Raw genomic sequence first — 26754 nt, 5'->3', positions numbered from 1 at the left:
CATGTACAGCGCAACCGACCCGCGCTCCGCGCTCAACGCGGGAGGGCCGACCGACCCGAACGCGCCTATCGCCGAACTGGCCACCTTCGAGTTCCTGACGATGCCGCCCCAGGAGAGCACCGAACGCGGCGGCAGAACCTGGTACATCCGCGGGCAGAATCTGGCGATCTCCTACAGCCGTCTGGCCGGCGGCGACATCCTCCGCCGGGAACAACGCGAGGAGTATGTCGTGATCCTGCCGGGTGACGAGACCATCGAGGTCACGGCGGGCGCCGAGAGCAGGACGGTGTCCGGCCCCGGCGTGGTCATCGTGCCGCCGGGCGAGAGCACGATCACCGCGCGCGGCGAGGCGGAACTGTTCCGCCTGTTCGACGCGCGAACCTCCGACGTGCTGGCCCGCTGCGTCAACGCCGCCTCCTACGCCGAGCCGCACCCCCGGGTGGCCCTGCTGGAGCCGTGGCCGGACCCGCCCGCCGGGCACCGGCTGCGCGTTTATCTCAATGCCGATCATCCCCGGACGAAAGACCGGTTCGGCCGCATCTTCCGGAGCAGCTCAATTATGGTCAACTTCGGTGACCCCAGCGACGGGCCGCGCGACCCCGACCGGATGTCCCCGCACCACCACGACGACTTCGAACAGTGCTCGCTGACCGTGGCCGGCGACTACGTCCACCACGTGCGCACGCCGTGGACCACCCGCCTCGGCCAGTGGCGCGACGACGAGCACGCCCAGGTGGGCAGCCCTTCAGCCGCCATCATTCCGCCGCCCACCGTGCACACCAGCCAGGCCATGGGTCCCGGGCGGCACCTGCTCATCGACGTGTTCAGCCCGCCACGCGCCGACTTCTCGGCCAAAGCCGGATGGGTGCGCAACGCCGACGAGTACCCCGCCCCCGACCACGTCGTCACCCGATGACCGACATAGTCGGCACCTGGCGTCTCCACGACTACTACCTGGAAGGCGAAGCCGACGGCCCCGACGGCGCGGCCGGTGCTCGCCCGCTCGGCGACGCCCCACTCGGGCGGCTCCTGTACGGCCCCGACGGTTACATGGCCGTGCAGTACATGCCTGGGGATCGGCCGCCCCTGGCCACCCCCAACTGGCGCTGGACCAGCGACGCGGAACGCCTGGACGCGGTCCGCGGCTTCGGCGCCTACAGCGGCCGGTACGAATGGCTCGGTGACCGGGTCACCCACCACATCGAGGCCGCCCTCTACCCCAACTGGATCGGCGCCACCCAGGTCCGGCTGGCCGTCGTGACCGGGACCCAGCTGGTCCTGCGTGCCGAGCGCACCCCCGGCCAGCCACCGACGCCCGTCCTCGTCTGGGAGCGCCTGACGCCATGCTGATCGACGCGCACGCGCATCTGACCGTCAACGACCCCGCCTACCCGGGTACCGAGGTGCGCGACCCGATGACCGCGGAGCGGCTGCTCGCCGCGCTGGACGAGCACGGGCTCGCAGGGGCTGTCGCGGTGCAGCGAGCGCACGTGTACGGCTTCGACAACAGCTACGTGGTGGACTCGGCCGCGCGGCATCCGGACCGGCTGGCGGCCATGTGCGTGATCGACGCCCTGGCCCCCGACGCCGAGTCAGTGGTCCGGCACTGGGCTTCCCGCAGCGCGGTGGCGATGCGTCTGACCGCCCCTGGCGGCAACCAGCATGGCGGCCCCGGCGGCGCGGACTGGTTCGCGGGCCCTTCAGCGCTGCGAGTGTGGCGGCAGGCCGCCGATCTCGGGCTGTCGATGTGCCTGCACCTGTACCGATGGAACCGCGACGAGTGCCTGGCCGCACTCCCCCGCGTGGTGCGCGCGTTCCCGGACACGCCGGTCGTGCTCGACCACATCGCCAGCGTCGAAGCGAATCGGCCGCACCCTTACCCGGGCGCGTCCGGCCTCCTCGCGCTGACCGAACTGGAACAGGTGCACATCAAGGTCACCACCCTCAACTACGCCCAACTCCTGGCCGCCGGGGTCGCTCCGGCGGAGGTGGTCGCCTGGCTGGTGTCCCGGTTCGGCGCCGAGCGGGTGCTGTGGGGTTCGGACGTGACGCAAACCCCGGTCAGTTATCCGGACATGGTGCGAATCGGCCGGGAGTCGGCGGCCGGTCTCCGGCCCGAAGACGCCGCGCTGGTGTTCGGAGGCACCGCCGCCCGGCTGTACGGGCTCACCGTCCCGGAGACGCTGTGACGCTGGTCGACGCCCATGTGCACCTGTTCAGCCGGACGCTGCCGCTGGCGGCCGGAGCCTGGACGCGGCCGGAGGGCGACCTGACCGCCGAGGCGTTCCTGCCGATGATGGACGCGCACGGCGTGAGCCACGCGGTGATCTCGGCGATGAGCCTGCTCGGCGACCAGAACGAATACACCCTGGCCGCGCTGCGCGCCCACCCTCGGCTGCGCGGCACGGTGCATGTGGAACCGGGCACTGAGCTGGCCGATTTGGCCGGGCTGATCGGCGTGGTCGGAGTGCGGTTTCAATGGCGTCGCCGTACCGACCTGCCGGACCTGCGCGAACCCGGCTATCGCACGCTGCTGCGGCAGATCGCCGAGTTGGACTGGCACGTCGAGCTCAACATCGAGTCGGCGCGGCTGCCGCCGGTGCTGGACTCGCTGCTGGCTGCCGGGATAAAGGTGGTCGTGGACCATTTCGGCGACCCGCACCCCGAAACCGGCTACGCCAACCCCGGAGGCGCCGCGCTGCTGCGCGGCCTGGCCACCGGCCAGGTCTGGGTAAAACTGTCGGCCGGATACCGGTTTGGCGTCTCTCCCGCCAGGCTGGCCGGATACGCGGCGACGCTGCTCTCCGCCACCGGGCCGGAACGACTGTTCTGGGGCAGCGACGCCCCATTCGTCGGCGCGCGACGGCCGCTCACTTACCAGGACGCGGTGAACTCCTTCGCGACCACGGTGCCGGATCCCGCGTTACGCGAGCAGATCACCCGGACCTCCCTGGCGTTCTACTTCAGGTCAGCTTCTCGGCCCTGATCTGAAGGGTTGAGCTTGCAGCTCCTCACCATCAATGGATTCGACAGCTTAGGCCGCGTGCGGCAGCGGGCCCAGCAGGGCAAAACCCTGCTGGGCTTGCGATGCCGATAACAGACCTGAGAGCCGTTCCCCGCCGGGCGGGTGCGTGCGATCCCGTCACCGCGGTACCAACCGCAGCAGGACAGAGCCGGTTCAGCGGCCCGGTGGCAGGTGGCTCTGCAGGTGCTCGCTGAAGCCGGCGAAGTCGGTCGCCAGCTGGTCCGCCGTCCAGCCGCCCTCCCGGTAGGTCACGAACTCCTCCTTGGGGTGGCCCCAGATGGCGAACTTGTCGCCGCCGAAGCCGAAATACTGACCGGTGATCCCGGCCGAGTCCGCCGAAGCCAGGAAGACCACCAGGGGGGCCACGTCCTGAACCGTGCCGATGCCCCTGCGGCGGAGTTCGGGCGGGACCGGGGCGCCGGCCTCCACCTGGGCCACCACCTCGGTGAGGTTCGGGATGGTCGCCGCCATCCGGGTCAGCGCGATCGGGACGATCGCGTTGACGGTCACCTCGGCCTTGGCCAGTTCGATCGACCAGACCCGGACCATGGCGATGATCGCCGCCTTGGACGCCGAGTACGCGGTCTGCCCGAAACTGCCGTACTGCCCCGCGGGCGAACCGACGAGGATCAGGCGGCCCCCGCCGCCCTGCTCGCGGAAGCGGGCGGCGGCGGCCCGGCCGCAGGTGAAGGTGCCCCGCACGTGGCTGTTCACGACCAGGTCGAACTCCTCGTCGGTGACCTTGCCCAGGGTGCGGTCGCGGAGTGCTCCCGCGTTGGTGCACATCACATCAAGGCGGCCGAATTCGGCCACGGCACGCCGGACGAGGGCGTCCGCCGACTCCGCCGTACCGACCGCGCACACCTCGGCGACGGCCCGGCCGCCCGCGCCGACGATCGCGTCCACGGTTTCGGAGGCCGCGTCGCCGTCGATGTCGTTGACGACCACGCCCGCGCCCGCGGCGGCCAGCGCCTCGGCGTACGCGCGGCCGAGGCCCCGTCCTGATCCGGTGACGATCGCGACCTTGTCGTCGAGCCGCACAGTTCTTCCTCCATGGGTGTTCCGGGGGGCGCCCCAGGGACGCCCCCCTGCGACTTATGAGCTGATCTTGATGGGGGCGAAGTCGTAGTCGCCCGTCACCGGCACCTCCATGCCGGTGACACCCTTGCGGAAGGCGGCCACGTAGGTGACGCCGCAGACCGGCACCACCGGCGGACCGACCTCCAGCACCTTCTTGAAGATCTCCTGGAGCGGCGCCGCGCGCTGGGTCACGTCGTCGCTGACCCGCGCCTCGGCGAGCAGCTCCGCGCCGCCGGGCAGCTCGAAGCCGCCGGGGTTGTAGAGGCCGCCCTTGAGGTAGAAGTCGGCGACGAACTGACTCGGGTCGGGCCGCCCGGCCTGGAGCAGCGAGACGGTGGCGGTGAACTTGCCGGTCCTGCGCGCGTTCACCATCTGCTGGAACTCCAGCACCTTGATGGTGACCTTGATGCCGACCTGCTGCAGCTGGGCCTGGAGCGCCTGCGCCAGGGTCTGGTAGGAGGTGTTGGGGCCGACCTCCAGCTGCATCTCGAAGCCGTCCGGGAAACCCGCCTCGGTCAGCAACTGCTTGGCCTTGGCCGTGTCGTAGTACGGCTTGACGTCGTTGAGCTCGGGCACGTTCGCCCAGAAGCCCTGCTGGAGCGGCTGCACGGCCGGCGCGCAGGAGCTGGCGTACAGGTTCTTGCTGATCGACTCGCGGTCGATCGCGTACAGCATGGCCTGGCGGATCTTCGGGTCGGCCAGCTTGTCGGAGCCGGTGTTGATGAGGATGCCGTTGAAGGTGGTGTTCGGCCCTCTGATCACGGTCAGGCCGGCCGCCTCGGACTCCTTGATCTGGCTGGGCGTGATGGACGTGCCGTCCGCCTGGCCCGACTTGACCGCGCGCAGCCGGGTGGACTCGTCGGAGTAGACCGCCATCTCGATGCCGCCGATGGTGATGCGCTTGGCGTCCCAGTAGCCGTCGAACCTCTTGAAGGTCACCTTGCCCTCACTGAGGGTGTCCAGCTGGAACGGCCCGGTGCCGACCGGCTTGGCGGTCAGGCCGGGGTCGGTGAGCGCGCTCGGCGCGACCACGATGCCCGGCTCCCCGGCCAGCACGTTGATCATGTAGCCGGACGGCTCCTTGAAGGTCAGCTTGACCTGGTCGGGGGCGACCACCTCGACCTGCTCAAGCCCCGCGAGGGCTCCCGCCTGCGCCCCTTCCTTCTTGTACGCCTCCAGGGACGCCTTGACGGCTTCGGCGTTCAGCTCCTCCCCGTTGTGGAACTTCACGCCCTGCCGCAGCTTGAAGGTGATCGTCTTGTTCTCGTCCGCGAGCTCCCACTCGGTGGCCAGGCCAGGAATGATCTCCCCGGCCGGGGTCCGGTTGATCAGGCTCTCGTAGACGACGTCCAGGAAGACGGGGTCCAGCGGCGCCGACTTGCGCGGGTCGAAGGAGGTCGGCATGCCCGGCACCGCCCACCTCAGGATGGCGTTGTTGTCATATCCCGCCGCGGCCGGTTGGGCGCTCCCGGCCGGACTCCCCCCGGTCTCGCTCCCGCACCCGGCGAGGACGAGACCTAAGGTGAGGATCACACCGGCCGATTTCACTGACGTTCGTTTCACGGCCCTTGCCTCCATATTTCACTTGTCCCGCAATCGCTCAGCGGCGATAACGGCGCCTTCGGCGAGAGCGCGCAGCTTCGCCCAGACGATCTCCTCGTGTCCCACCCGGGATCCGATCCCGCAGTCTGTGCCGGCGTGCAGGTTCTCCCTGCCGACCACGCCGGCGAAGTTCACCAGCCGCTCGGCGACCAGCTCGGGATGCTCGACCAGGTCGGTCGCGTGGCTGACCACCCCAGGGATGAGGATCTTGCCCTCGGGCAGCTTCACGTCCTCCCACACCCGCCACTCGTGCGCGTGCCGGACATTTCCTGACTCGATCGCGTACGCACCCGCGTTGACCTTGATCAGCAGGTCGGCGATGTGGCGCAGGCCGATGTCCTGGGTGTGCGGGCGGTGGCCGCTGCCCCAGCAGGTGTGCAGCCGGATCTGCTCGGCGGGCAGCCCGGCGATGCTGTGGTTGATCACCTCGACCGCGGACTCCAGGTAGCGGCGCAGGTCCTCCACCGTCCAGCTGGGATGGAACTGCCAGGTGGTGGCGAACTCCGGCTCGTCGATCTGCAGGATCAGACCGGCGTCGGTGATCGCCCGGTACTCCTCGCGGAGCGCCTCGGCCACCGCGAACATGTAGTCCTCTTCGCTCGGGTAGTACGCGTTCCGCGCGCCGGCGCCCAGGCTGAGCGGGCCGAGGGCGGCGATGAAGCCGTCCGCTTCCCGGCCTGTCAGGGCGGTCTTCAGGGCGTCGATGTCGGCGGCGATGGCGTCCTGGCCGGTGTAGGTGATCGGGGACGTGCACACGCGTTCGGTGGTGGGCATCTTCGGGGCGGCGCCGGGTGTCGAGAAGCCGGGCCGGATCGGGCCGCCCGAGCCCGCCAGCCACAAGCCGGAGACGTACATGCCCGGGAACTCGGCCTTGTCGCGGGCGGCCACGTATTCGCGCTTCGGCGGCGTGCCCGGCTCGATGGGCAGGGTCTCCCAGCCGGTCACCCGGGCATGGATATAACCGGCATATCCGGACATGTTCGCGGCTTTGACGTACTCGCCGTCGTTGACGGTGTCCAGGCCGCAGGCGATCTGGAGGTCCACGACCTCGCCTACCGCGCCCGGGAGCCGCTCGTCCACGGCCGCTCGCGCGCCTTGGGCGATCAGGTCGTCCAGGTCCTTGGGTCTGGGCAGGTTGCCGCCGTGGGTGGTGAGAATTCGGTGGTTGTCGCGCCTCATACGATTCCTTTGAATTTCTGGAGTTGGTGACTGGCGCACGACTGGTCGACCAGGCCAGGCCGGACGGCGAAGCTGTAGGTCACCTCGGCGACGTACAGGTCGCCGCGGGAGTCCAGCGCGATGCCGTGCGGGGCGATGAAGTTGCCGGGGGCGGCGCGGTCCTGGGTGGAGTCGCCCCACCGTTCGATCACGCCGCCGTCCCGGCCGAGAACGGAGAGCCGGGCCGGGTGGTCCTCGGTCATCTCGCCGTGGACGAAGGACTTGGCGCCTTTCGGCCGCCACAGCTCGGCCACGAAGACCGTGCCGTCCGGCGCGACGGTCAGCGCGCAGGGGCGGCGCACGTCCGTCCACGCCTCGATGAACCGGCCGCCGGCGTCGAAGACCTGGATGCGGTCGTTCTCGCGGTCGCCGACCAGGATCCGGCCGTCGGGGGTGATGTCCAGGCAGTGCGGGAGGTGGAACTGGCCGGGGCCGGTGCCGATCTCGCCCCAGGAGTGGATCAGTTCGCCGTCGGGGGAGAAGTGGTGGACGCGGCAGTTGCCGTATCCGTCGGTTACGTACAGGTCGCCGTCGGGGGCGACGGCGAGGGCGGTGCAGCGGTTGAACGGGCCGCCGGGGTGGCGCACCCGCTCCACGCTGTGCACCCGCGCGGGGCCGCTGGAGGTGTAGCCCGTGTCGGAGGGAACGCCCTCGGTTCCGATGGTGAGGAGCAGTTCTCCCTTGGGGGTGAACTTGCGCACGGTGTGGTCGCCGGCGTCCACGCAGTAGATCGCGCCGTCGGGTCCGACGGTCAGGCCGTGCGGCATGGTGAAGAGGCCGAGTCCCCACGAGCGGACGAACGTGCCGTCGCGCTCATAGACCAGGACCTGGTGGTCGAAGCGGGTGAACAGGTAGACGCGGTCGTCGGCGTCCACGTCGACGGCGGTCACATCCGCGTGCCGCAGGCCGTCGGGCAGGCGCTCCCAGTCGTCGTCGAGGAGGAAGCGGTGGCGGTCGCCGCGTGTGGTCATAACGCCCCCCGGGTGGCCGGGAGCCAGCCCCACGGGTGGGTGCCCCACACCGGTGGCACCAGCTCTCCCGCTCGTACAGTGTGCACGGGCACCAGGCCGTATCCGCCGTGGAAGGTCTCCTGCGCGGTGTCGACGAACTCGAAATCGCCCTCGACCAGGTCCAGGACGGTGAGATCGGCTTCGCGCCCGACGGCGATGGCTCCCAGCTCGTGCTCCAGGCCGATCGCCTTGGCCGCATTCACCGTGGTCATCCGCACCACATCGGCCAGGCTGTAGCCAACAGCCAGGAACTTCGCCATGCATTCGAGCAGCGAGTGGAAGTTCTGGCCCATCGCCGTCAGGTCGCTGCTGATGGTGTCCGGCGCGAGGCCCAGTTCACGCTGCTCGCTGGCCACCCGGTAGCCGAAGTTGCCGCGGCCGAGCGCGGAGTCCAGGATCACCCCGCGTTCCCTGGCCGCGACCAGGGCTTGCGTCATCCCCTGCGCGCCGCCGGGGTTGGGCGTGCACAGGTGGGTGAGGATGTCGCCGGGGTCCAGCTGGTCGAGGGCGAACCGGGTTATGGGAGCTAGCCGCTCGGGGTTCGGTCTCCGGTGCGCGGACAGGTCGCCGATGTGGACCATGAGCGGGACGCCGTACTCGCGGGCCACGTCCTTGGCGGCGGCGAAGACCTCCTTGCCGCGCTCGGCGACCAGCGGCCCGACCAACCGCAGCTTGACGCCCTGAACCAGGCCGGGATTGGCGGCCATGCACCGCTCGATGGCGTCCTGGTCGATCTCGTCCATGCTGTTCACGTCCACCAGGGTGGGCATGGTGTGGGCGTGGCTGCCGATGTTCAGGTAGGGCACGATCCTGGTGCTGGCCTTGGGCTGGATGAAGGCCGAGAAGACGCCGATGGCGGCCACGCCGACCGAGCCCGCGTCCACGAGCGTGGTCACTCCTGAGCCCACGCCGATCACGTCGGGGTCGCAACCCTCCATGCCGACGCCTGGGGTGATGGCGCCGTACGCGACGTGGGTGTGCAGATCGATCAAGCCGGGCACCACATATCGGCCCCGCACGTCGATCACGCGGCGGGCCTGGTCGGCGAGGATGTCCTGGCCGAGCGCGCTGACGCGCCCGCCGGTGATCGCCACGTCCAGGACGCCGTCGATGGCCTGTCCCGGGTCCAGGACGTGGCCGCCTCTGATCAGCAGGTCGTATTCCATCGGATCTCCCATCAGAAGGGGTTCCAGCCCGGAGGCAGCGCGTCCAGCTGGACGGCCCAGCCCCGCGCCAGCGTGTCGGCCTCCTCGCCCAGGCCGATCTCGTCCAGCACCGCGCGCCCGTCCGCGCCGGGGCGGCGGACCGCCGCGCCCAGCCGGGGCGGATTGCCCTCGACCGAGATGGCGAGACCGGGCATCACCACCTCCCCGACCTCCTCGGAGACCTGGTTGACGCTCAGCCCGAGGGTTCTGGCGCGCGGGTCGGTCATCAGCTCCCCGAGCGAGGAGACCGGATGCGCGCCCACTCCTGCCGCGACCAGCCGCCGGGTCCACTCGGCCGCGCCGGACGTGCGGAAAGCGGCGGCGATGCGTTCGGGGTCCAGCTCTTCCAGGCCGACCACCTGGCGCAGCGCGGGCAGTTGCTCTTCCATCGCGCCGAGGAAGAACCAGCCGTCGGCGGCCTGGTAGAAGCGCTGCCACGGGCTCGGCCCGAGAGCGGCGGGCCCTTGGCTCTCCGCCGGGCGCAGCACCTGCCAGGCCTGCTGGTAGAGGCCGGTCTGAGTGAGCGAGGCATGCACGTGCTGCCCTTGCCCCATGGTCTCCCGGTGATAGAGGCCAAGCGCGGCGGCGAACGCAGCCATCGTGCCGGTCCCGTAATCCAGCACGTTGTACGGCCCGAACACCACCGGCGGCCCCTCCCCACCAGCCCGGACCATGACCCCGGTCGCCGCCTGACCCTGCGTCTCGTAACCGCGCCGATCCGACCACGGCCCGCCACGCCCAAAACAGTTGACCGACACGTAGACGATGTCCGGACGACGGGCCCGCACGTGCTGGTAACCCAGCCCGTAGCTGTCCGCGGTCCGCCCGGGAAAGTTGTGCGTGAGCACATCCGCCTCATCGATCAACCGCCACAGGACCTGCTGCCCCTGGCTCGACTTGACGTCCAGCAGCACGGTGCGTTTGCCCCGATTCACAAACCCATGCGCGCCCACCCACCGCTGCGGCACATTGATCTTGACCACGTCGGCCCCGAACTCGGCCAGAATGCGCCCCGCACTCGGCCCGGCCAGAATCTGGGTCAGATCCACAACCTTCCGCCCCTGGTACGGCAATCCGCCCTCACCCGCAGGCAGCCCCGCTGAACCGGACGGCGCAGCCAACTCTTCTAAGATCTCCGCACGATCCCCGTCAGGCAGGCTGCGCGGCCGGTCAGGCACGGCCGGGGTCCCAGACAGCCAGACCGGAGAGCCGGGCATGGCGGTCGGCCCGAGCGCCGGGTCATCCAGCACGACCACCTCGCCGGACACCCGCGCATGCGCGGAATCCAGCCACTCCCCGGTGGTCCGCACCATGGTGAGCGGCACCCCGGCCACATCGCCGAGCTCCTCCCACTCCAGCGCGGGCCGGGTCAGGAAGAGCCCGGTCAGCCGCTCCTCCAGCAGGTCACGCAGGTGCGGCTCGCGATCCATCCTGGGCCGGTCGGTCAGCCCTTCCCCCGCCCACTCGGTCGCCCCGGCCGCGTCCAGAAACCACGAGAGGAAACGAGTGGTGGCACCGATCGGGTTGAACTGCACATAGCGGCCGTCCGCGCAGCGATAGGTGCCGCTGCCGTTGGAACGGATGGCACGTTCCGGTCCAAGACCCCGCGCCGTCGGGTACGCCCCGCTGCCCCCGACCGCCTCGAACATCGCGTGATACAGCGGCACCTCGATGCGATCCCCCCGGCCGGTCCGATGCCGCGAGGTGAGCCCCGCCACCACCGCGAAGGCCCCGCAGAAGGCCGCGAAGTTGGACGCCACCGGAATCGCGCTGTAGGTCGGGCGGGTGGGATCCCAGCCCTTGGGCACATATCCGACCCTGATCCGGCAGTTGCCGGTGGCCGCCGCGATGACCCCCTCCCAGCCGGGCACCCCGGCCCGCGGGTCGGCGGCGGCGAAGCCGGGCAGCGAGCAGTACAGCAGCCGGGGATTGACCTCGCGCAACTCCGCCCAGCCGAGCCCGAGCCGATCCATCACCCCCGGCCGGAAGTTCTCGATCAGCACGTCGGCCCGCCGGACCAGCTCCCGGGCGGTGTCCAGGTCGGACGACGCCTTCAGGTCCAGAGTGATGCGGCGTTTGTTCCGGTTGAGGAATGCGTCGGCGCTGTCCAGCACGGCCCCCGGGCGGTCAACATGGACCACGTCGGCGCCCTGGTCGGCGAGCATCAGCGCGGCCAGCGGCCCGGCCACGTAGTGACCGAAGTCGACGACCCTGACACCCGCCAGCGCACCTCCCCTGTCGTTCATCGCATGGTCTCCTGGGGGATCGTCACTTCATCCATCGGCTTCTCGCCTGGCCGGTGGCGCACGCAGGCCACCCGGTGCTCGGCGGCGATCTGGAGCAGCGGCGGGTCCTGGCGGGCGCACTCGGGCAGCGCCACCGGGCAGCGGGTGTGGAACCGGCAGCCCGAGGGCGGGTTGGCCGGGTCGGGCAGGTCGCCCGTGAGCACCGTCCTGCGGCGGGCCCGCTGCGCGCGCGGATCGGGCAGCGGCACCGCCGACAACAACGCCTTGGTGTAGGGGTGCCGTGGACTGTCCGCGATCTGCTCGGCTGGACCCTCCTCGACGATCCGGCCCAGATACATCACCGCGATCCGGTGCGCCAGGTGCCGTACGGTGGCGAAGTCATGCGAGACCAGCACCATCGCCTGGCCGGTGTCCTCCTGGATGGACAGCAGCAGGTTGAGGATCTCCGACCGGGTGGACAGGTCGAGCGCGGAGGTCGGCTCGTCGGCCACCAGCACGCTGGGCGACAGGGCCAGCGCGCGGGCGATGCAGACCCGCTGCCGCTGCCCGCCGGACAGCTCGTCCGGGTAGCGGTCCACGAACGCCGGGTCGAGCGCCACCCGGGCCAGCAGGGCGGCCGCCCGCTCGCGCATCTCCCCCCGGCGGATCCGGCCGTGCACCAGCAGCGGTTCCGCGACGGCGTGGGCGACGGTCTTGGTGGGGTCGAGCGCGCCGTACGGGTCCTGGAAGATGACCTGGAGGCGGGCGCGCATCTGCTTCAGCTCGCGGCCCTTGGCCCGGCTGACGTCCTTGCCCTCCACCTCGACGGTGCCCTGGTCGGGGGTGAGCAGCCGGGCCATCAACCGGCCCACGGTGGTCTTGCCGGAACCCGACTCGCCGACGATGCCGACGGTGGTTCCGGCCCGCACCTCCAGATCCACCCCGTCCACCGCGCGGACGCTCTCCACCGCCCGGCCGAACGCGCCCCGGCGCATCGGGAACGACTTGCTCAGGCCCTGAACCCGCAGGACCACCCGATCCTCAGCCACGGACGGCTCCCTTGAGCGTCAGGTCGCCGGAGGCGACGCGGCCACATCGGGTGCGGTGTCCTTCGCCCAGCGGGGCGTCGGGCTGGGGCTCCCGGCAGTGGGGCTCCACCGCGTGCGCGCAGCGCGGCTCGAACCGGCATCCGGCCGGGAACCCGCCGGCGGACGGCACCCGCCCCGGGATCACCGTCAGCCGCGACCTGGCCTGGCCCGACTGCGGCACGGCGGCCAGCAGGGCGCTGGAGTACGGGTGCCCCGGGTCGTAGAACAGCCGGTCCACGGTGGTGCGCTCGGCGATGTGACCGGCGTACATGACGACCACCTCGTCGCAGAAGTCGGCGACCACGCCGAGGTCGTGGGTGACCAGCAGGACGGCCAGGTCCAGATCGCGTTGCAGGTCGCGCAGGAGGGCCAGGATCTCGGCCTGGATGGTGACGTCCAGCGCGGTGGTCGGCTCGTCGGCGATGACCAGCCGCGGCTCGCAGGCGATGGCCGCCGCGATCATGACCCGCTGCTGCATGCCGCCGCTCATCTCGTGCGGGTAGGCACCGATCCTCCTGGCGGCGTTCGGGATGCCGACCCGCTCCAGGAGATCGCGCGCCCGCGCCAGGGCCACCCCGCGCCGCTCGCCCAGGTGCAGCCGCCGCGCCTCGGCGATCTGGTCGCCGACCGTCATGGTCGGGTTGAGGCTGCTCATCGGCTCCTGGAAGACCATGCCGACCGGCCCGCCGCGGATCCGGCGCAGCTGCCGGGGCGTGCACGAGAGCAGGTCGACCCCGTCGAACCAGACAGCACCGGCCGTGACCCGGACGGCGGCGGGCAGCAGGCCGAGGATGGACATCGAGGTCAGCGTCTTGCCGCAGCCGGACTCGCCGATCAGCGCGGTGCAGCGGCCCTTGCTCACCTGGAAGCTGACATCCTCCACCAGGCCGGGCTGGCGGCCGGGCAGGTCGATGGTGAGCCCTTCCACCGACAGCAGCGTCATATGCCTCTCCTCAGTCCGACCGCGTCGCGGATCGCGTCACCGATGGTGTTGAAGGCCAGCACGGTCAGGACCATCGCGATCCCGGGCGGCACGACCGAGTAGGGCGCGTCGAACTGATTGGTGTAGGCGGCCTTCAGCATCGATCCCCAGCTGGCGTCGGGCGGCTGCACGCCGAGCCCGATGAAGCTCAGGCTGGCTTCGGCCAGCAGCGCCACGCCCATCAGGATGGTCACCTGGACCAGCAGCGGGGCGGCGATGTTGGGCAGGATGTGCACCCACAGGGTTCGCCGGGTGGGCGAGCCGATCGCCACCGCCGAGTGCACGAAGGTCTCCTCGGCCACCGCCAGGGTGGCGCCGCGCACCACCCGGAACAGGCCGGGCGCGAAGATGATGCCGATCGCCACCATGGCGTTGACCAGGCCGGGCCCGAGCACGGCCAGGATGGCCAGCGCGCCGACCATGGCGGGCAGGCTGAGGACGGTGTCGGCCAGCCGCCCGGCGACGGCGTCCACGACGCCCCGGCGCAGCCCGGCCCACAGGCCGAACGGCAGGCCGATGAGCAGCGCCACCCCCACCGAGATGAGCGGGGCGACCAGGGCGATCCGGCTCGCCTGGATGATCCTGCTGGCCACGTCCCGGCCGAACTCGTCGGTGCCCAGCAGGTGGGTCCCGCTCAGTTCGGCGAACCGGTTGCCCAGGTCCTGCGCGTCCGGGTCGTGCGGGGAGATGAGCGGACCGGCGACGGCGAACAGGACCAGGACGACCAGGAAACCGGCGGCGGTCGCGGCGGACGGGCGGCGCAGGACGTTCTTGACGACCCGGCTGCGCGGTGAGGTTCTCGTTGCTGGGCTTATGGTGGCGGTTGTCATGCGGTGCGCACCTTCGGATTGATCCAGCCGTAGGCCAGATCCACGATGAGGTTCATCAGGACGACGACGACGGCGCAGAGCAGCACGTATCCCTGGATCACCGGGTAGTTGCGCTGCAGCACCGCGTTGACGGCCAGGGTGCCGAGGCCGGAGATGCCGAACACGGCCTCGATCACGATCGCGCCGCCGAGCAGCCGCCCCGCCTGCAGGCCCAGCACGGTCACCACCGGGATGGCGGCGTTGCGCAGGATGTGCCGCCGGACCAGCCAGCCGCCGGACGCGCCCCTGGCCCGCGCGGTTCGCACGTACGGCCGGGTGAGCACGTCGGCCACGCAGCCGCGGGTGTGTCTGGCCAGCTCCGCGGCCGTCGCCAGACCTAGCGCGGTGGAGGGGAGGATCACGTGCGACAGCCAGGTGCCAAAGCCCTCCCCCAGGTCCGCGTAGCCGGTGGCCGGGAGCCAGGTGTTGGTGAGCGAGAAGATCGAGACCAGCACCAGCCCCAGCCAGAAGCTCGGCATCGCGATGCCCAGGGTGGCCAGGGTGGAGACGAGCCGGTCCAGCCGGCCGCCCTGGGTCAGGCCCGCGACGATGCCGGCCGACACCCCGACCAGCACCGCGAGGACGATCGCCATGACGGTGATGACCAGGGTCGGCGGAGCCACCTCCGCGATCGAGGTGACCACCGACTTGTCGGTGAACAGCGATTTGCCGAGGTCACCGCGGAGCACGCCGGACAGCCAGGTGACGTACTGCGCGAGCACGGGCCGGTCCAGCCCCAGCTGGGTGCGGATGCGCTCCACGTCGGCGGCGGTGGCGTTCTCGCCCGCGATCACCTCGGCCGGGTCGCCCGGAATGAGGTGGACCAGCAGGAAGGTGAGGATGGACACCAGCCACAGGACCAGCAGACCGCCACCGAGCCGACGGATGATCATGCGAGTGCTCATCGTCACCTCCGTTGAGCGTCGGGCCGGCGGCAGCCCACTCCGCCAGCCCGCATTTTGTCCGATAATTGGACAAAACGTTTGATATTTGTTACGCCATGCTGCCCTGCGGGTAAGTTCGCGTCAAGGGGATACCGCCGCGTAAATCCTCGGAGTCGGGACTGTTACAGATAGCCCGGGGCGACATCACGGGAGCCGGTCGTCGGCGACGGGAGGCGGGTGACCCACGTATAGCCGACCACGGGAGCCAGTACGTTGGGCTCCAGCACAGGATGATCGGCTTTTCTCTGGTTCCGAGCACATGGTAACTTGCCCCTTTCGCCCTAGGATGCGCACATGGCCGAACCGTCGACCTCCGCCGGCCTGTCCCCCGTCACCAGCGGATTCACCGAGATCAACCAGGAGAACCGCACGCTCCGCGACCTGGTGGAGATCTACCGGCACCTGTCAGGACTGGCGCTGCAGGACGCCGACATCGGCACCGTGGCCCAGCTCATCGCCCGCAGGACCGAGGTGACCGTCGCGGTCATCAGCCAGAAGATGGGCATCCTCGCCGCGGCCTCACCCGGCGAGAGCTACGAGAACTCCGTGCAGTACGTGCACGACCACCTGATCCACCCCCGGCTCGCGCACCTGCTGGCGATGGCCGGCAAGACCCGGCGCGCCATGCGCCTGCCCGACCCCACCCGGGGCAGGGCCAGGATCGTCGCGCCCATCCTGGTCGCCGACACCGTCCCGGCCTACCTCGTATCGCTGGTCGCGGACGCGCCCGAGCAGGGCGAGGACATCCACCTGCTGATCGCCGAGCACGCCGCGACCATCTGCGGCGTCATCCTGGCCCGCGAGCGGGTCATCTCCTCGGCGGGCAGCCAGGTGCGCGACGACCTCATCGAGGGCCTGCTGTCCGGCTCGGGACGGGACCACGACGAGGTGGTGCGCTGGGCTCATCACCTCGGCTTCGACGGCGAGCGGGACCACCGCGTGCTGTCGGTCGTCATCGAGGCGCCGCCGGGCGACAGCGAGCGCAGCAGGCTGGTCGCCGAGCGCGCGGCCGGGGCCACCGCGCGCCTGTTCGTCGCCCAGTCGCCGGACGCGATCACCGCCGTCCGGGCCCGGGAGGTGATCATCGTGCTGAGCGAGCCGGCCACGCCCGCCACCGGCATCCGCGCCGACCAGCTCGGCGCGCTGTGCGTGCAGCGGCTCGGCGCGCTCTTCCCCGACGTCGGCGTCTCCATCGGCATCGGCGGCGCGTTCCGGGAGCCCGCGCACATCGCCCGCTCCTACGAGGAGGCGCGGCGCACCAACGAGGCGGTCCGGCGGCTGGGCCGGCGCGGCGCGGTGGTCGCGTTCGACAGCCTCGGCATCAGCCGCCTGCTGCTCCAGGTGCCCGACCCGGAGGCACTGCGCGAGTTCGCCACCGACATTCTTGGCGCGGTGCTCCGGCACGAGCAGGAACATCACGTCAAGTACGTCACGACGCTCAAGTCGTACTTCCAGGAGAACAGCAGCCCGCGGCGGGCCGGGGAGCGGCTGCACGTGCATCCCAACACGGTCACCTACCGGGTCCGCCGGGTGGAGGAGATCACCGGCCTGGACCTGGACAACTACCGGGACCGGCTGGCCGCCCAGGTCGCCCTGGAGATCCTGGAGGCGCTCGGCGAGGCCGGGCTGTGACCGTCAGCGAGGCGCGGTGACCACGGCCGCCGCGGAGTAGACGATCCCGCCCACCCGGGAGGAGTCGATGTAGCGGGGAATCCAGTTCTCGTCGTCGACCTGGCTCGCGCCCCAGCCATAACAGACGTCGAAGCCGGTCGAGGTACGCACCCGGAACAGGAACATGTTGTCCGACAGCCGGCGCCCCGGACTGACGAAGGCGTCCATCTCCCGCTCCGCCAGGTCCCAGGCGATCTCCACCTCCTCCAGCGTGGCCGCCTCGACCATCAGGTGCTCCAGCCGGAGCTCGTCGCCGCCCTCAAGAAGCGCGATGCTGTGGTGGCGGAGGTTGCAGCGCAGAAACCACATCTCCCCGTACGGCCCGCCCAGGTTGATCGCGTCGGAGACCCGCATGCCCATCACGTCGCGGTAGAAATCCAGCCCGCGCTGCAGGTCGGGCACCCGCAGCGCCACGAAGCCCAGCCCGAGATCGCCGGTGACCGCCCGCGAGCTGGGACGCTGGCCCCGGTAGGAGCCCGGCTTCTCCTCCTGACCGACGAACAGCTCGTGCCGCAGGCCGAAGGGGTCGGTGAAGGAGACGATCCGGCGCACCGAACGCTCGGCCGCCAGCCGCGCACCGCCCGGCTCCACCACGAACCCCGCGCCCGCCACCCGCTTCGCCGCCGCCTCGAGCGCGGCCTCGTCGCCCAGATCCCAGCCGAGGTAGAGCAGCCGGTCCGGCCCCTGGGGATGCACCGCCAGCCGGTAAGCCCGATCGCACCAGCGCACCCGGACCGTGCCGTCCGCATGCCGGTGCGCCTCGAAGCCGAAGACTCTCGGCCCGAAATCCAGCCAGTCCGCCGCCGCCGCGGACTGCGCGCCGACATATCCGAGAGTCCGCATCCCGCAACCCCCTCGCGCCTCAGGCGCACTTGTGCGCCACCACAAGAGTACGCGGCACCTGGGTTGTGTCAGCTCCGCTCTCGCCCCGGCCTACCGGCGGGGTAGGCCGGGGCCAATCAGGGTGATGGCCCACAATCGCTCAGCTGTCATGTCGTCCCCTGCACGGGCCTCCACTCAGCGGCCCCATCGTCGGCGACGTCATCGACTTCACCCTGACCTGGCCCGACTAACGCCCACTGGCCTGGGGCCCGGTTCGCGGGCCCCAGGATGGTGCGTCAGAACCGGTCAGCCGATTGCCCACAGTCAGCTCAGTTGTCACGTCGGCCTGGGGGGCGGGGCGCGGGCCCCAGGATGGCATGTCAAAGCCGGTCAGCCGATTGCCCACAGTCAGCTCAGTTGTCACGTCGGCCTGGGGGGCGGGGCGCGGGCCCCAGGATGGCATGTCAAAGCCGGTCAGCCGATTGCTCACAATCAGCTCAGTTGTCACGTCAGCCTGGGGGGTCGCGGGCCTCAGGATGGTGCGTCAGAGCTGGTCAACCGACCAGCGCGGCCCGATTGTCCGCCAGCACGTCGCGCAGCGACTTGGGCTCGCGGCCGGTGAGGTCGCGGACCGCGGTCGACACGCGTTCCGCCCAGCCGCCGCGGGCCGAGGCGCCGAACGAGGCGATCATCTGCGCGACCTCGACCGGCAGCCCGGCTGCGGCCAGGCCCTGAACAAAACCCTCGTCATCGACATGGACCACCTCGACCGGGCGGCCGCTGATCTCGGCTGCCAGCGCGGCGAGCGCTGCGGCGTCGATCGCCTCCGGGCCGGTGATGTCGTAGACGGCGTTCTCGTGCCCTCCGGATGACAGCACCGCTGCGGCGGCGGCCGCGCAGTCCTCGCGGGAGACGTAGGCGGTGGCGCCCGCGCCACTGTTGGACACCAGTTGGCCGGCGGCCACCGCTTGCGCGGCCGTCGGAATCTGGTATTCGGCGTAGATGTTGTTGCGCAGGAACGTCCACGTCAGCCCGCTGTCGCGTAGCGCGGTCTCGGTGGCCCGGTGGTCGACGGCGACGGCGGCCGGGTTGTCCGGGTCCGGGCTCGGCAGCGAGGTGTAGATGACATGCCCGACGCCCGCGGCTCGGGCCGCTTCGACGGCTTGGGTCTGCAGCCCGATGCGCTGCGGCCCGATGACGTCGGTCGAGATCAGCAGCAGGCGATCGACGCCGGCCAGCGCGGACCGCAGGCCGGTCGGGTCGCTGAAATCCCCGTGCCGGACGTCGGCGCCGCGCTGCGCGAACTCGCCGAGGGCGGCCGGATCGCGGCTGAGCAGGACAGGCTGTTCCCCCTTGTCGAGCAGCAGCTCGGCGACTAGGCGGCCGAGGTGACCGGATGCTCCGGTGATGGCGATGGTCGGCACTTGGGCCCTCCACATGCTTCCGTAATCAGAACGGTGACGGTTAATAATAGCCAGATCGGTTGCAGTTATAGACTGTGAGGGTGAGCAGTCCCACGAACACCCGCTTCGCCGTCGCCTATCACGTGCTGGGGCTGCTCGCGTCGATTCCCGGGGAGCCGCTGAGCTCCGAGCAGTTGGCCCCCAGCGTGGGCTCCAGCTCCGTCTACCTCCGTCGCGTGCTCGGCCTGCTCCGGCGCGCCGGCTTCGTCCAGTCCAAAGCCGGTGTGTTCGGCGGCTGGCAGCTTGCCCGCCCCTCGCACGAGATCAGCCTCGGTGACGTGTGGCGGGCCGTACAGGGGGATGGGCCGGTGCTGGGCATTCACGGCCCGCCTCCGGGCTGCCCGGTCGGGGGCTCGGTGAGCGCGCGGCTGGCGGAGGTCGAGCAGCGCGTGGCGCGCGCGATCGAGGCGGCACTCGACGAGCTGACCGTCGCGGACGCCCTTCCCGACGGCGCCCCGTTCACCGTCGACATCCTCACGGTTCCGGGCACGAACAGCGCTTAACCAGGCGTTACACGTGTTCGGGACACCAATCGCTACAAGAGGGGTGTCTCATGCGCACGGTCGCGGCAGGCATCGTCCTGCTCCTTCGGCACCGCTAGGTCTGTGCTGAATAACTACAGATCGTGACTACCTCTGGCGCTGCGATCAGCGGTCATGTCGCTATTTGATCACTGAAATCCGCGTTATTCAGCAGATTCCTAGGCAAAGGCCCGGCTCCATCGGGGAGCCGGGCCGACTCGCGTTCTAGACGAATCGCTTGATGAAGGTCAGGGCCGTGTCGGCGACCTCGCGCCAGCCGTTGTCGATGGTGAGGGAGTGGCCGCGGTTGGGGATCTCGACGATCTCGGTGACGGCGTGCTCGTTGCGGTGCTGCTTCTTGAAGGACGCGTTGGCGATCGCCCAGGGGACGGTGTGGTCCTTCTCGCCGGAGATGATCAGTAGCGGGCCCCGGGCCGGGTTCTCGCTGTCGACCTTGACCTCGCTCCAGGGATTGAAGTTGGCGACGGCGGCCTGGAACAGGGGTGCGCCGGGGGCCGGGACGGAGAAGGTCTCGTACAGGTGTTTGGCCTCCTCCTCGGTCACGGCGTTGGCGAAGGCGTACCGGAACTGGTCGTAGGTGAGCGGGACCGCGCGGTGGATGTTGGCCGGGTTGGTCAGCACGGGCGCGGCGGCGCGCAGGGTGGAGATCGGCAGCGGCAGCACGCCCTGGAAGGGAGCCGGGTCGATCGCGACGGAGGCGCACGACAGGCCCCGGCCCGCGAGGATCTGGGCGAGCAGGCCGCCGAAGGAGTGCCCGATGATGGCGGGCCTGCGCTCCAGCTTGCCGATCAGGTCGGCGAAGTGGTCGGCGACCTGGCCGACGGTCTTGTGGGCGAACACCTCGGGGTGCTCCTTGGCCTCGGCCACGGTCTCGGGGTCGTCCGGCCATCCGGGCGTCACCGGCGCGAAGCCGGCCTCGGCGAAGACCGCCGCCCACCGCTCCCAGCTGCTCGGCAGCAGCCACAGGCCGTGGACGAAGACGACGGGAGTGCAGCCGGCGGCGTTGGCCTGCTCGATCTGCTGGAGGTCATGTTCTGCGGACATGCGTGAAGGCTCCTGTTTTCACGGGCGATGGCCTGGTCACGATTGCACGGGAGGGAGCGGGCGACCGTCACGGAAGAGCCCCCGTCCTCGACCCGATAGGACAGATTCCAGGATGTTGTCCCGTAGTGACCCTGTCTAGCCGCGTACCGCCCGCAATGCGCGCCGGTTGAGGCGGTCCAGCGCGGCGGACGTGGCCTCGTCAGCCGGGAGGTAGACGAGGATCCGCTGGCCTTCGGTGTCCAGGGTCTCGTACGACAGGCGCAGTTCGCCCACCTCGGGATGGACGAGCCGTTCCACACCGGTACGGCGCGGCGGCACCAGCCCGGCCCGCAGCCGCTTGGCGAAAGGCGCACCGCCCACGATGGTCAGCTCCTCGATAAGGTGCGCGAAGTGCGGGTCATCGGGCGAGGACTCGGCTCTGAGCACAGCGACCTCCTCGTCGGCGATCCGCTCCCAGTCGGGGAAAGCCGATCGCGCCCGGTCGTCGGTGAACACGAACATGGCCCGATGCGGCGGCCGTCCGTCCAGCAGCCCGATGGGCCTGGCGAGGCGTTCGTAGGCGGAGGTATGGGCGAGCGTCTCGCCGAGCCGGTTGAGCAGCACGGCCGGAGTGGTCTCCAGCCGGTCCAGCAGCGACCGCATGGTGGCGCGCACCTCCCGTTCCGGCGGCAGCGCGCCCGGACAGAGGATGTCGGCGCCGGACGCCGCCTTGGCCAGGTTGCGGAGCAGGATCCGCTCGCCCCCCGGCAACCGCAGCGCGTCCGCGAGCGCGCCCAGCACCTGCGGCGACGGATGCCGATCACGCCCCTGCTCCAACCGCGTCAGATAGTCGACGCTCACCCCGGAAATCGTGGCCAGCTCGGCCCGCCGCAGTCCGGGCGTGCGCCGCCGCCCACTATCGGGCAACCCCACCTCAGCCGGAGTAACAGCCTCCCGTCGACTACGAAGAAACGCCCCCAAATCCATAGCCCGAGTGTACGGTCGGCGCCGCCCTCGGATCGTGGCCCTGCCAGGGCTAGCCTTCCCTCGGCCTTCCTCCCGCTGGCCAGGCCCTCCACAATGAAGATCATGAGATTTACCGCCAACGAGATCGAATATCTGAACAGCCAGCTGCTCGGCCGCCTGGCCACCGTCGGCCCCGACGGCAGCCCGCATATCGTCCCGGTGGGCGTCTTCTACGACCCGGAGACCCAGACCATCGTGATCGCCGGACACGCCGGCACCAACATGATCGCGAGCAAGAAGTTCCGCGACGCCGAGCGTCACCCGGAGGTCGCGTTCGCCGTGGACGATCTCGCCTCTACCGATCCCTGGACCCCGCGCGGCATGGAGATCCGGGGACGCGCGGAAACGCACACCACCGGCGGCGAGGAGCTCGGCGAGCGCATCGACGCGAACATGCCGTTCGACTCGGCCTGGATCCGCATCCACCCCCGGCGCATCCTGACGCGCGGGATCGACACCGATTCCTTCGACCTGTCCGCCCGGGATGTGGCCTGATGCGTTACCAGCTGCTCGGCCCGACCGGGCTGCGGGTCTCCGACCTGTTTCTCGGCGCGATGAGCTTCGCCAGCCCCGCCGAGGCCCGCAAGATGATCGACCTGTACGCCGACGCCGGCGGCAACGTCATCGACACCGCCTCCGCCTACGGTGACAGCGAGGAAATCCTCGGCGATCTCCTGCGGGAGCGCCGCGACCAGTTCGTGCTGGCCACCAAATACACGCTCACCCGGGACGCCAGGGACCCCAACGCGGGCGGCAGTCACCGCAAGAACCTCACGCTCTCCCTTGAGGCCAGCCTGCGGCGGCTGCGCACCGACTACGTCGACCTGTTCTGGGTGCACATGTGGGACGAGTGCACGCCGATCGAGGAGACCATGCGGGCGCTGGACGACGCCGTCCGCGCGGGGAAGGTCCTCTACGTGGGCGCCTCCAACCTGCCCGCGTGGCTGGTCTCCCGGGCCAACACGCTGGCCGAATGGCGCGACTGGACGCCGTTCGCGGGGATCCAGGTGCCGTACAGCCTGCTGAAGCGGGACATCGAGCGGGAACTGCTGCCGATGGCGGAGGCTCTTGGACTGAGTGTGGCCATCTACGGGGCGCTCGCCGGTGGGGTGCTCTCGGGCAAGTTCCTCAGTCCGGGCGGGGTTTCGACCAGGATCGATCCGGCGTCCCTCACCGCGCGTGATCATCGAGCGGCGCGTGCCGTGCAGGATGTCGCCGGGGAGTTGGGGGTGACCGCGTCGCAGGTCGCGATCGCCTGGACCCGCGGCCGGTCCCGTGCCGTGCATCCGATCATCGGCTCGCGCACCGCCGAGCAACTCCAGGACAACCTGGCCGCCATCGACGTCACCCTCCCGGCGGAGGCCATGGATCGTCTGGATTCGGCGGTCGAATTCGACCTGGGTTACCCCACGACGGACTTCTCCGGACCCCGGCCGTGGCTGTTCGGCGAACGGGGAAGATAGCGGCCAATCCGCATGCCGTACAGCGCCGAATGAGTGGTGTCGCCCTCGATATCTCTCAGCAAAGGAGCACGGACATGCGCAGGACTCTGGCCACCGGCCTGCTCGCGCTGGCGGCGGTCACCGTCGCCGCAGTACCCGCGAGCGCGAGCCGCGACAGTATCAAGGTCATCGGACTCACCAGCACGCAGCGGCTGGTCATCTTCGAGGCCGGCAGCCCCGATTCCACCTTCGTGATCGGCAAGGTCACGGCGCTCAAGGGGGACGGGAAGCTGGTCGGCATCGACTACCGCGTGCAGAACGGCAAACTCTACGGCGTCGGCGACAAGGGGGGCGTCTACGTCGTCAGCCCCAGCACCGCCAAGGCGACCAAGGTCTCCCAGCTCACGGTCGCCCTGACCGGGAAGAACTTCGGCGTCGACTTCAACCCGGCCGCCAACCGGCTGCGGGTGATCAGTGACACCGGGCAGAACCTCCGGCACAACATCGACGATCCCATGGGCGCGCCCGCCGCCGGCACCACCGCCACCGACGGCACGCTCACCAACCCGCCCGTGCCCCCGGCGACCACCGGCGCGACGGCGACCGGCGTCACCGGCGCGGCGTACACCAACAACGACCTGAACCCCGCCACCGCGACCACCCTGTTCGACCTCGGCGCCGACCAGGTCGTCATCCAGTCTCCGGCCAACGCGGGCTCGCTGGCCCCGACCGGCAAACTGGGCGTGACGGCTTCCGGCGGCACCGGTTTCGACATCTTCAGCAGCCGCGGGAGCAACCGTGGTTTCGCCACGCTGAAGGTCTCCGGCAAGTACCGCTTCTACACCGTGGACCTGCTCACCGGCCGCGCCTCATCGCTGGGAGCCTTCCCGGCGAAGCAGCAGGTCGTCGACATCGCGGTGCCGCTCAAGCAGGGCTGACAGCCCTGTGTGCGGGGACACGCAGGACAAAACGCGCCCCTCGTTCGCTGTCCTGAATGGCCAACGTGCCCCCGTGCGCCTCGGCGATTTCCCGCGCGATCGCGAGCCCCAACCCGGTTCCCCCCGAGTCCCGATCGCGCGAGGCGTCCAGCCGGGTGAATCGTTCGAAGACCCGCTCCCAGTGCTCGGGGGCGACTCCGGCGCCGTCGTCGACCACCTCCAGGATCGCCATCGGTCCCTCGGCTCGCACGCTGACCACGACCTGCGAGGTCGCGTGGCGTTCGGCGTTGTCGAGCAGGTTGACCAGCACCCGGGTGATCCGCAGCCGGTCACAGTCGATGAGCACGTTCGGCTGGAGATTCTTGACGATCTCCACCCGGTAGGCCCGGCGCTCCACCTCGGCGGCGGCGAGTGCGCTCAGATCGGTCACCTCACGGCTGAGCGGGGCGTGCGCGTCCAACCGGGCCAGGGTCAGCAGGTCGGTCACGATCGCCTGAAGCCGGTCAAGCCCGGCGAGCACCTCCTTGGTCATCTTCGGCCAGTCGGTCTCCCGCGGGTACATGAGCGCGTCATCCAGGTGGACCCGCATGGCGGTGATCGGGCTGCGCAGGTCGTGGGAGGCGTCCGAGGTGAACTGCCTTAGCTGCTTGTACGCGCCTTCGAGCCGGTCCAGGGTGTCGTTCACCGTTTCGGCCAGGCGCTTGAGGTCCGAATACCTTCCGTACGGGGGCACCGGGACTCGCCGGTCGAGTTGGGTGGCGGTGATCTCCGCCAGTTCGGTACGGATGGCGTTCATCGGAGTCACCACCTTGGTGAGATCGCGGAACACCCAGGCGGTCATCATCGTGGTCACCACCAGGGACACGCCGACCGCCAGGAGCAGCGCGGTGCCGTCGCCGTACCAGGGGACGGTCGGGACCGCCACGTAGAGCGGCCAGATCCCATCCGGCTGGTAGACCTTGTACGCCACGACCGTCATGCAGCCCTTCAACCCCGCCGGAGGGCACATCACCTGCGCGGCGCGCACGCTGCTGCTGGACGGGAGGAAAGTGGCCATCGGCGGTTTGCCGACGAGTTGCCGGGTCGACGCGACCGCCTGGCCGTGCGCGTTCAGAACCTGTATCGCCTCAACCCTGCCCTCCAGCAGCACGGGCGAGAGGTGGCCCTCCCTTATGAGGGGCACCACACGGCTCCAGGCCCCGGTGGCCCGATCCCGGGCCCTGTCCGCCTCCTTGTTGCCCGCGAACAGGAGGAACAGAATGCTGACACCGACGCAGACCAGCGCCACGACAGCGCCGGTCACGAGCGTCCTGCGCGCCCGAAACGATGATGATCGATACCAGCTCAACATCTGACCCCCCGAATGTGAGGTGCTCACCCCCTTCTAGTCAAAGAACGGCGATGTCTGGCCACAACGTCCCGATCCAAGGCAAAGTTTCGGGCGGCCGACCCCGGGTGACCTGCTGAGATGTGTCATCTGACGACAATCGCGCGCCCCCACGGGGGATCAACTCCCCGATCACGGGCGCGCCTGAAATCTCCCCGGCGATGATGAAACCTTCAGGCCGGAGGCTCCTGTGAACTGCGCCGTGAATGGCGAGCAAGGGATGTCCGTTGACGCGGTCCAAAGGTGATCGGACGCTCACAGCGGATCGCTCATCAAAAGGAAGGCGTGCCATGCTGAAATCCACGATCGCGCGGGTAGCCGCGGTCGCCCTCGCGTTACCGCTGTTCGTCGGAGCCGGCACGCCGGCGGCCACGGCGAATTCGGCGGCCTACGGCTGTGCGGTGACCTACGACGCCACCGACTGGGGCACCGGATTCGTGGTGGCGCTGACCGTCAGCAATACCGGGACCATTACCTTCAGTCCGTGGATTCTGCAGTTCGTCTTCTCCGGTGACCAGCACGTCATATCGTCGTGGAGCGGCGTCTGGTCACAGACACCACCGAGCGTGCAGGCCACCAATCCCACCTGGTACCCGTCCATCGCTCCCGGCGCTTCCCATGGGATGGGCTTCACGGCCACCTACACCGGGGTGAACGCCAACCCGACGGGGGTCACGCTTAATGGCGTCCCGTGCGTGGTGACATTCCTCTGACAAACCTCGACGCGACCGGCGAGACGTGATCTCGCCGGTCACCGCGTTCGACCAGACTAAAGCTACGCCTCCCTCGCCTTTGCGTATTCGGCGGCGCCGCCCGCGAAGTCGTACACGATGGCGGGCTCGTCGCCGACCACCCAGGCGTTGTGGCCTGGCGGGCAGACGAAGACGTCGCCGGGGCCGACTTCCGCTTCGGTGCCGTCGTTCATGCGGAAGCGCATGCGCCCGGTGACGACGAAGCCGTTGTGGCGGGTCTCGCAGAGTTCCGTGCCCGCGATCGACTTGACCGATTCGGACCAGCACCATCCGGGCTCGAAGGTGGCGACACCGAAACTCAGGCCGGTCAGATTGCAGACCTCCAGGTGCCCCAGCGGAAAGTCGCGGCGCTCATCCGGCTTGTCGATGCTCTTGACCTCGATCATGACGTTCCCCCTCACGTCAGTCCCAGTCTGACACCGCATATTCCTCCCCACAAG

At 69.9% G+C, this 26754-nt stretch carries 26 protein-coding genes; 10 read left to right on the top strand and 16 right to left on the bottom strand.

What is annotated here, in order from left to right; all coding sequences use genetic code 11:
• Position 1 precedes the first annotated feature (1 nt).
• Genes Aple_RS20705 through Aple_RS20690 form a run of 4 tightly spaced genes read left to right on the top strand, consistent with a single transcriptional unit; the run spans position 2 to position 2986 of the window.
• Positions 2-916 carry a cupin domain-containing protein gene (locus Aple_RS20705; RefSeq protein ID WP_155346294.1) on the top strand — a complete coding sequence of 305 codons (915 nt, stop codon included), beginning with the start codon at positions 2-4 and terminating at the stop codon, positions 914-916.
• Positions 913-1350 carry a lipocalin-like domain-containing protein gene (locus Aple_RS20700; RefSeq protein WP_170321589.1) on the top strand — a complete coding sequence of 146 codons (438 nt, stop codon included), beginning with the start codon at positions 913-915 and terminating at the stop codon, positions 1348-1350. The genes Aple_RS20705 and Aple_RS20700 overlap by 4 nt, the downstream gene beginning before the upstream one ends.
• Positions 1344-2189 (top strand): amidohydrolase family protein, encoded by an 846-nt coding sequence (locus Aple_RS20695; RefSeq protein ID WP_155346292.1) that lies wholly within the window; start codon positions 1344-1346, stop codon positions 2187-2189. The genes Aple_RS20700 and Aple_RS20695 overlap by 7 nt, the downstream gene beginning before the upstream one ends.
• Positions 2186-2986 carry an amidohydrolase family protein gene (locus tag Aple_RS20690; protein WP_155346291.1) on the top strand — a complete coding sequence of 267 codons (801 nt, stop codon included), beginning with the start codon at positions 2186-2188 and terminating at the stop codon, positions 2984-2986. Before Aple_RS20695 ends, Aple_RS20690 begins: the two co-directional genes overlap by 4 nt.
• Before the next feature lie 192 nt (positions 2987-3178).
• Here the strand turns inward: Aple_RS20690 and Aple_RS20685 are convergent, their stop codons facing one another.
• From Aple_RS20685 to Aple_RS20640, 10 genes are read right to left on the bottom strand one after another with little or no spacing between them, the layout of a single operon-like run.
• A complete protein-coding gene (locus Aple_RS20685; RefSeq protein ID WP_155346290.1) occupies positions 3179-4066 on the bottom strand; it encodes an SDR family NAD(P)-dependent oxidoreductase in 888 nt (295 codons plus the stop codon).
• 54 nt (positions 4067-4120) lie between these two features.
• The gene (locus Aple_RS20680) at positions 4121-5668 is read right to left on the bottom strand and encodes an ABC transporter substrate-binding protein (RefSeq protein WP_170321588.1); all 1548 of its coding nucleotides are present in this window, start codon (positions 5666-5668) and stop codon (positions 4121-4123) included.
• A gap of 18 nt (positions 5669-5686) precedes the next feature.
• Positions 5687-6886, bottom strand: a complete 1200-nt coding sequence (locus Aple_RS20675) for a cobalamin-independent methionine synthase II family protein (protein WP_155346288.1) — start codon at positions 6884-6886, stop codon at positions 5687-5689.
• Positions 6883-7896: a peptidyl-alpha-hydroxyglycine alpha-amidating lyase family protein gene (locus Aple_RS20670; protein WP_155346287.1), complete on the bottom strand. Its 1014-nt coding sequence runs from the start codon at positions 7894-7896 to the stop codon at positions 6883-6885. The genes Aple_RS20675 and Aple_RS20670 overlap by 4 nt, the downstream gene beginning before the upstream one ends.
• Positions 7893-9101, bottom strand: coding sequence for an amidohydrolase family protein (locus tag Aple_RS20665; protein ID WP_170321587.1), 1209 nt, complete (start codon positions 9099-9101; stop codon positions 7893-7895). The genes Aple_RS20670 and Aple_RS20665 overlap by 4 nt, the downstream gene beginning before the upstream one ends.
• Before the next feature lie 11 nt (positions 9102-9112).
• Positions 9113-11386 carry a CaiB/BaiF CoA transferase family protein gene (locus tag Aple_RS20660; RefSeq protein WP_155346285.1) on the bottom strand — a complete coding sequence of 758 codons (2274 nt, stop codon included), beginning with the start codon at positions 11384-11386 and terminating at the stop codon, positions 9113-9115.
• Positions 11383-12414: an ABC transporter ATP-binding protein gene (locus Aple_RS20655; protein ID WP_218038431.1), complete on the bottom strand. Its 1032-nt coding sequence runs from the start codon at positions 12412-12414 to the stop codon at positions 11383-11385. The genes Aple_RS20660 and Aple_RS20655 overlap by 4 nt, the downstream gene beginning before the upstream one ends.
• The gene (locus tag Aple_RS20650) at positions 12407-13396 is read right to left on the bottom strand and encodes an ABC transporter ATP-binding protein (protein ID WP_155346284.1); all 990 of its coding nucleotides are present in this window, start codon (positions 13394-13396) and stop codon (positions 12407-12409) included. The genes Aple_RS20655 and Aple_RS20650 overlap by 8 nt, the downstream gene beginning before the upstream one ends.
• Positions 13393-14265, bottom strand: coding sequence for an ABC transporter permease (locus Aple_RS20645; RefSeq protein WP_155346283.1), 873 nt, complete (start codon positions 14263-14265; stop codon positions 13393-13395). Before Aple_RS20645 ends, Aple_RS20650 begins: the two co-directional genes overlap by 4 nt.
• Entirely contained in the window at positions 14262-15209 is a 948-nt protein-coding gene (locus tag Aple_RS20640; RefSeq protein ID WP_218038430.1) for an ABC transporter permease, read from the bottom strand. Before Aple_RS20640 ends, Aple_RS20645 begins: the two co-directional genes overlap by 4 nt.
• A gap of 333 nt (positions 15210-15542) precedes the next feature.
• Between Aple_RS20640 and Aple_RS20635 the strand changes: the two genes are divergently transcribed.
• Positions 15543-16880: a PucR family transcriptional regulator gene (locus tag Aple_RS20635; protein ID WP_155346282.1), complete on the top strand. Its 1338-nt coding sequence runs from the start codon at positions 15543-15545 to the stop codon at positions 16878-16880.
• Between the two features lie 3 nt (positions 16881-16883).
• Here Aple_RS20635 and Aple_RS20630 read toward each other — a convergent pair whose 3' ends face one another.
• Both Aple_RS20630 and Aple_RS20625 read right to left on the bottom strand, forming a co-directional pair.
• Complete coding sequence (locus tag Aple_RS20630) at positions 16884-17762, bottom strand: VOC family protein (protein ID WP_155346281.1); 879 nt, start codon at positions 17760-17762, stop codon at positions 16884-16886.
• Between the two features lie 533 nt (positions 17763-18295).
• Positions 18296-19165 carry an SDR family oxidoreductase gene (locus Aple_RS20625; protein WP_218038429.1) on the bottom strand — a complete coding sequence of 290 codons (870 nt, stop codon included), beginning with the start codon at positions 19163-19165 and terminating at the stop codon, positions 18296-18298.
• An 80-nt stretch (positions 19166-19245) separates the two neighbouring features.
• Here Aple_RS20625 and Aple_RS20620 point away from each other — a divergent pair, with 80 nt between their 5' ends.
• The gene (locus Aple_RS20620; RefSeq protein ID WP_155346279.1) at positions 19246-19707 is read left to right on the top strand and encodes an Rrf2 family transcriptional regulator; all 462 of its coding nucleotides are present in this window, start codon (positions 19246-19248) and stop codon (positions 19705-19707) included.
• A gap of 243 nt (positions 19708-19950) precedes the next feature.
• On the opposite strand, the gene Aple_RS20615 is transcribed toward Aple_RS20620, so the two are convergent.
• Positions 19951-20790, bottom strand: a complete 840-nt coding sequence (locus Aple_RS20615) for an alpha/beta hydrolase (RefSeq protein ID WP_155346278.1) — start codon at positions 20788-20790, stop codon at positions 19951-19953.
• 135 nt (positions 20791-20925) lie between these two features.
• On the bottom strand, positions 20926-21756 hold the full coding sequence (locus Aple_RS20610) for a helix-turn-helix transcriptional regulator (protein ID WP_155346277.1): 831 nt from the start codon (positions 21754-21756) through the stop codon (positions 20926-20928).
• A gap of 102 nt (positions 21757-21858) precedes the next feature.
• Between Aple_RS20610 and Aple_RS20605 the strand changes: the two genes are divergently transcribed.
• From Aple_RS20605 to Aple_RS20595, 3 genes are all read left to right on the top strand, one after another.
• The gene (locus tag Aple_RS20605) at positions 21859-22290 is read left to right on the top strand and encodes a PPOX class F420-dependent oxidoreductase (RefSeq protein WP_155346276.1); all 432 of its coding nucleotides are present in this window, start codon (positions 21859-21861) and stop codon (positions 22288-22290) included.
• On the top strand, positions 22290-23258 hold the full coding sequence (locus Aple_RS20600; RefSeq protein WP_155346275.1) for an aldo/keto reductase: 969 nt from the start codon (positions 22290-22292) through the stop codon (positions 23256-23258). The genes Aple_RS20605 and Aple_RS20600 overlap by 1 nt, the downstream gene beginning before the upstream one ends.
• 74 nt (positions 23259-23332) lie before the next feature.
• Positions 23333-24175, top strand: a complete 843-nt coding sequence (locus Aple_RS20595) for a DUF4394 domain-containing protein (RefSeq protein ID WP_155346274.1) — start codon at positions 23333-23335, stop codon at positions 24173-24175.
• Here the strand turns inward: Aple_RS20595 and Aple_RS20590 are convergent.
• On the bottom strand, positions 24162-25478 hold the full coding sequence (locus Aple_RS20590) for a sensor histidine kinase (protein ID WP_246264669.1): 1317 nt from the start codon (positions 25476-25478) through the stop codon (positions 24162-24164). The two genes, Aple_RS20595 and Aple_RS20590, sit on opposite strands and share 14 nt — an antisense overlap.
• A gap of 374 nt (positions 25479-25852) precedes the next feature.
• Here Aple_RS20590 and Aple_RS20585 point away from each other — a divergent pair, with 374 nt between their 5' ends.
• Positions 25853-26275 carry a cellulose binding domain-containing protein gene (locus tag Aple_RS20585; protein ID WP_170321586.1) on the top strand — a complete coding sequence of 141 codons (423 nt, stop codon included), beginning with the start codon at positions 25853-25855 and terminating at the stop codon, positions 26273-26275.
• Positions 26276-26337: 62 nt separating this feature from the next.
• Here Aple_RS20585 and Aple_RS20580 read toward each other — a convergent pair whose 3' ends face one another.
• Positions 26338-26700: a cupin domain-containing protein gene (locus Aple_RS20580; protein ID WP_155346271.1), complete on the bottom strand. Its 363-nt coding sequence runs from the start codon at positions 26698-26700 to the stop codon at positions 26338-26340.
• Positions 26701-26754: the final 54 nt, after the last annotated feature.

This window comes from Acrocarpospora pleiomorpha (genome assembly GCF_009687885.1).
Classification (GTDB): Bacteria; Actinomycetota; Actinomycetes; order Streptosporangiales; family Streptosporangiaceae; genus Acrocarpospora; species Acrocarpospora pleiomorpha.
The sequence above is the reverse complement of the archived record's forward strand: the minus strand, read 5'-3'. Positions and strand labels throughout refer to the sequence as shown.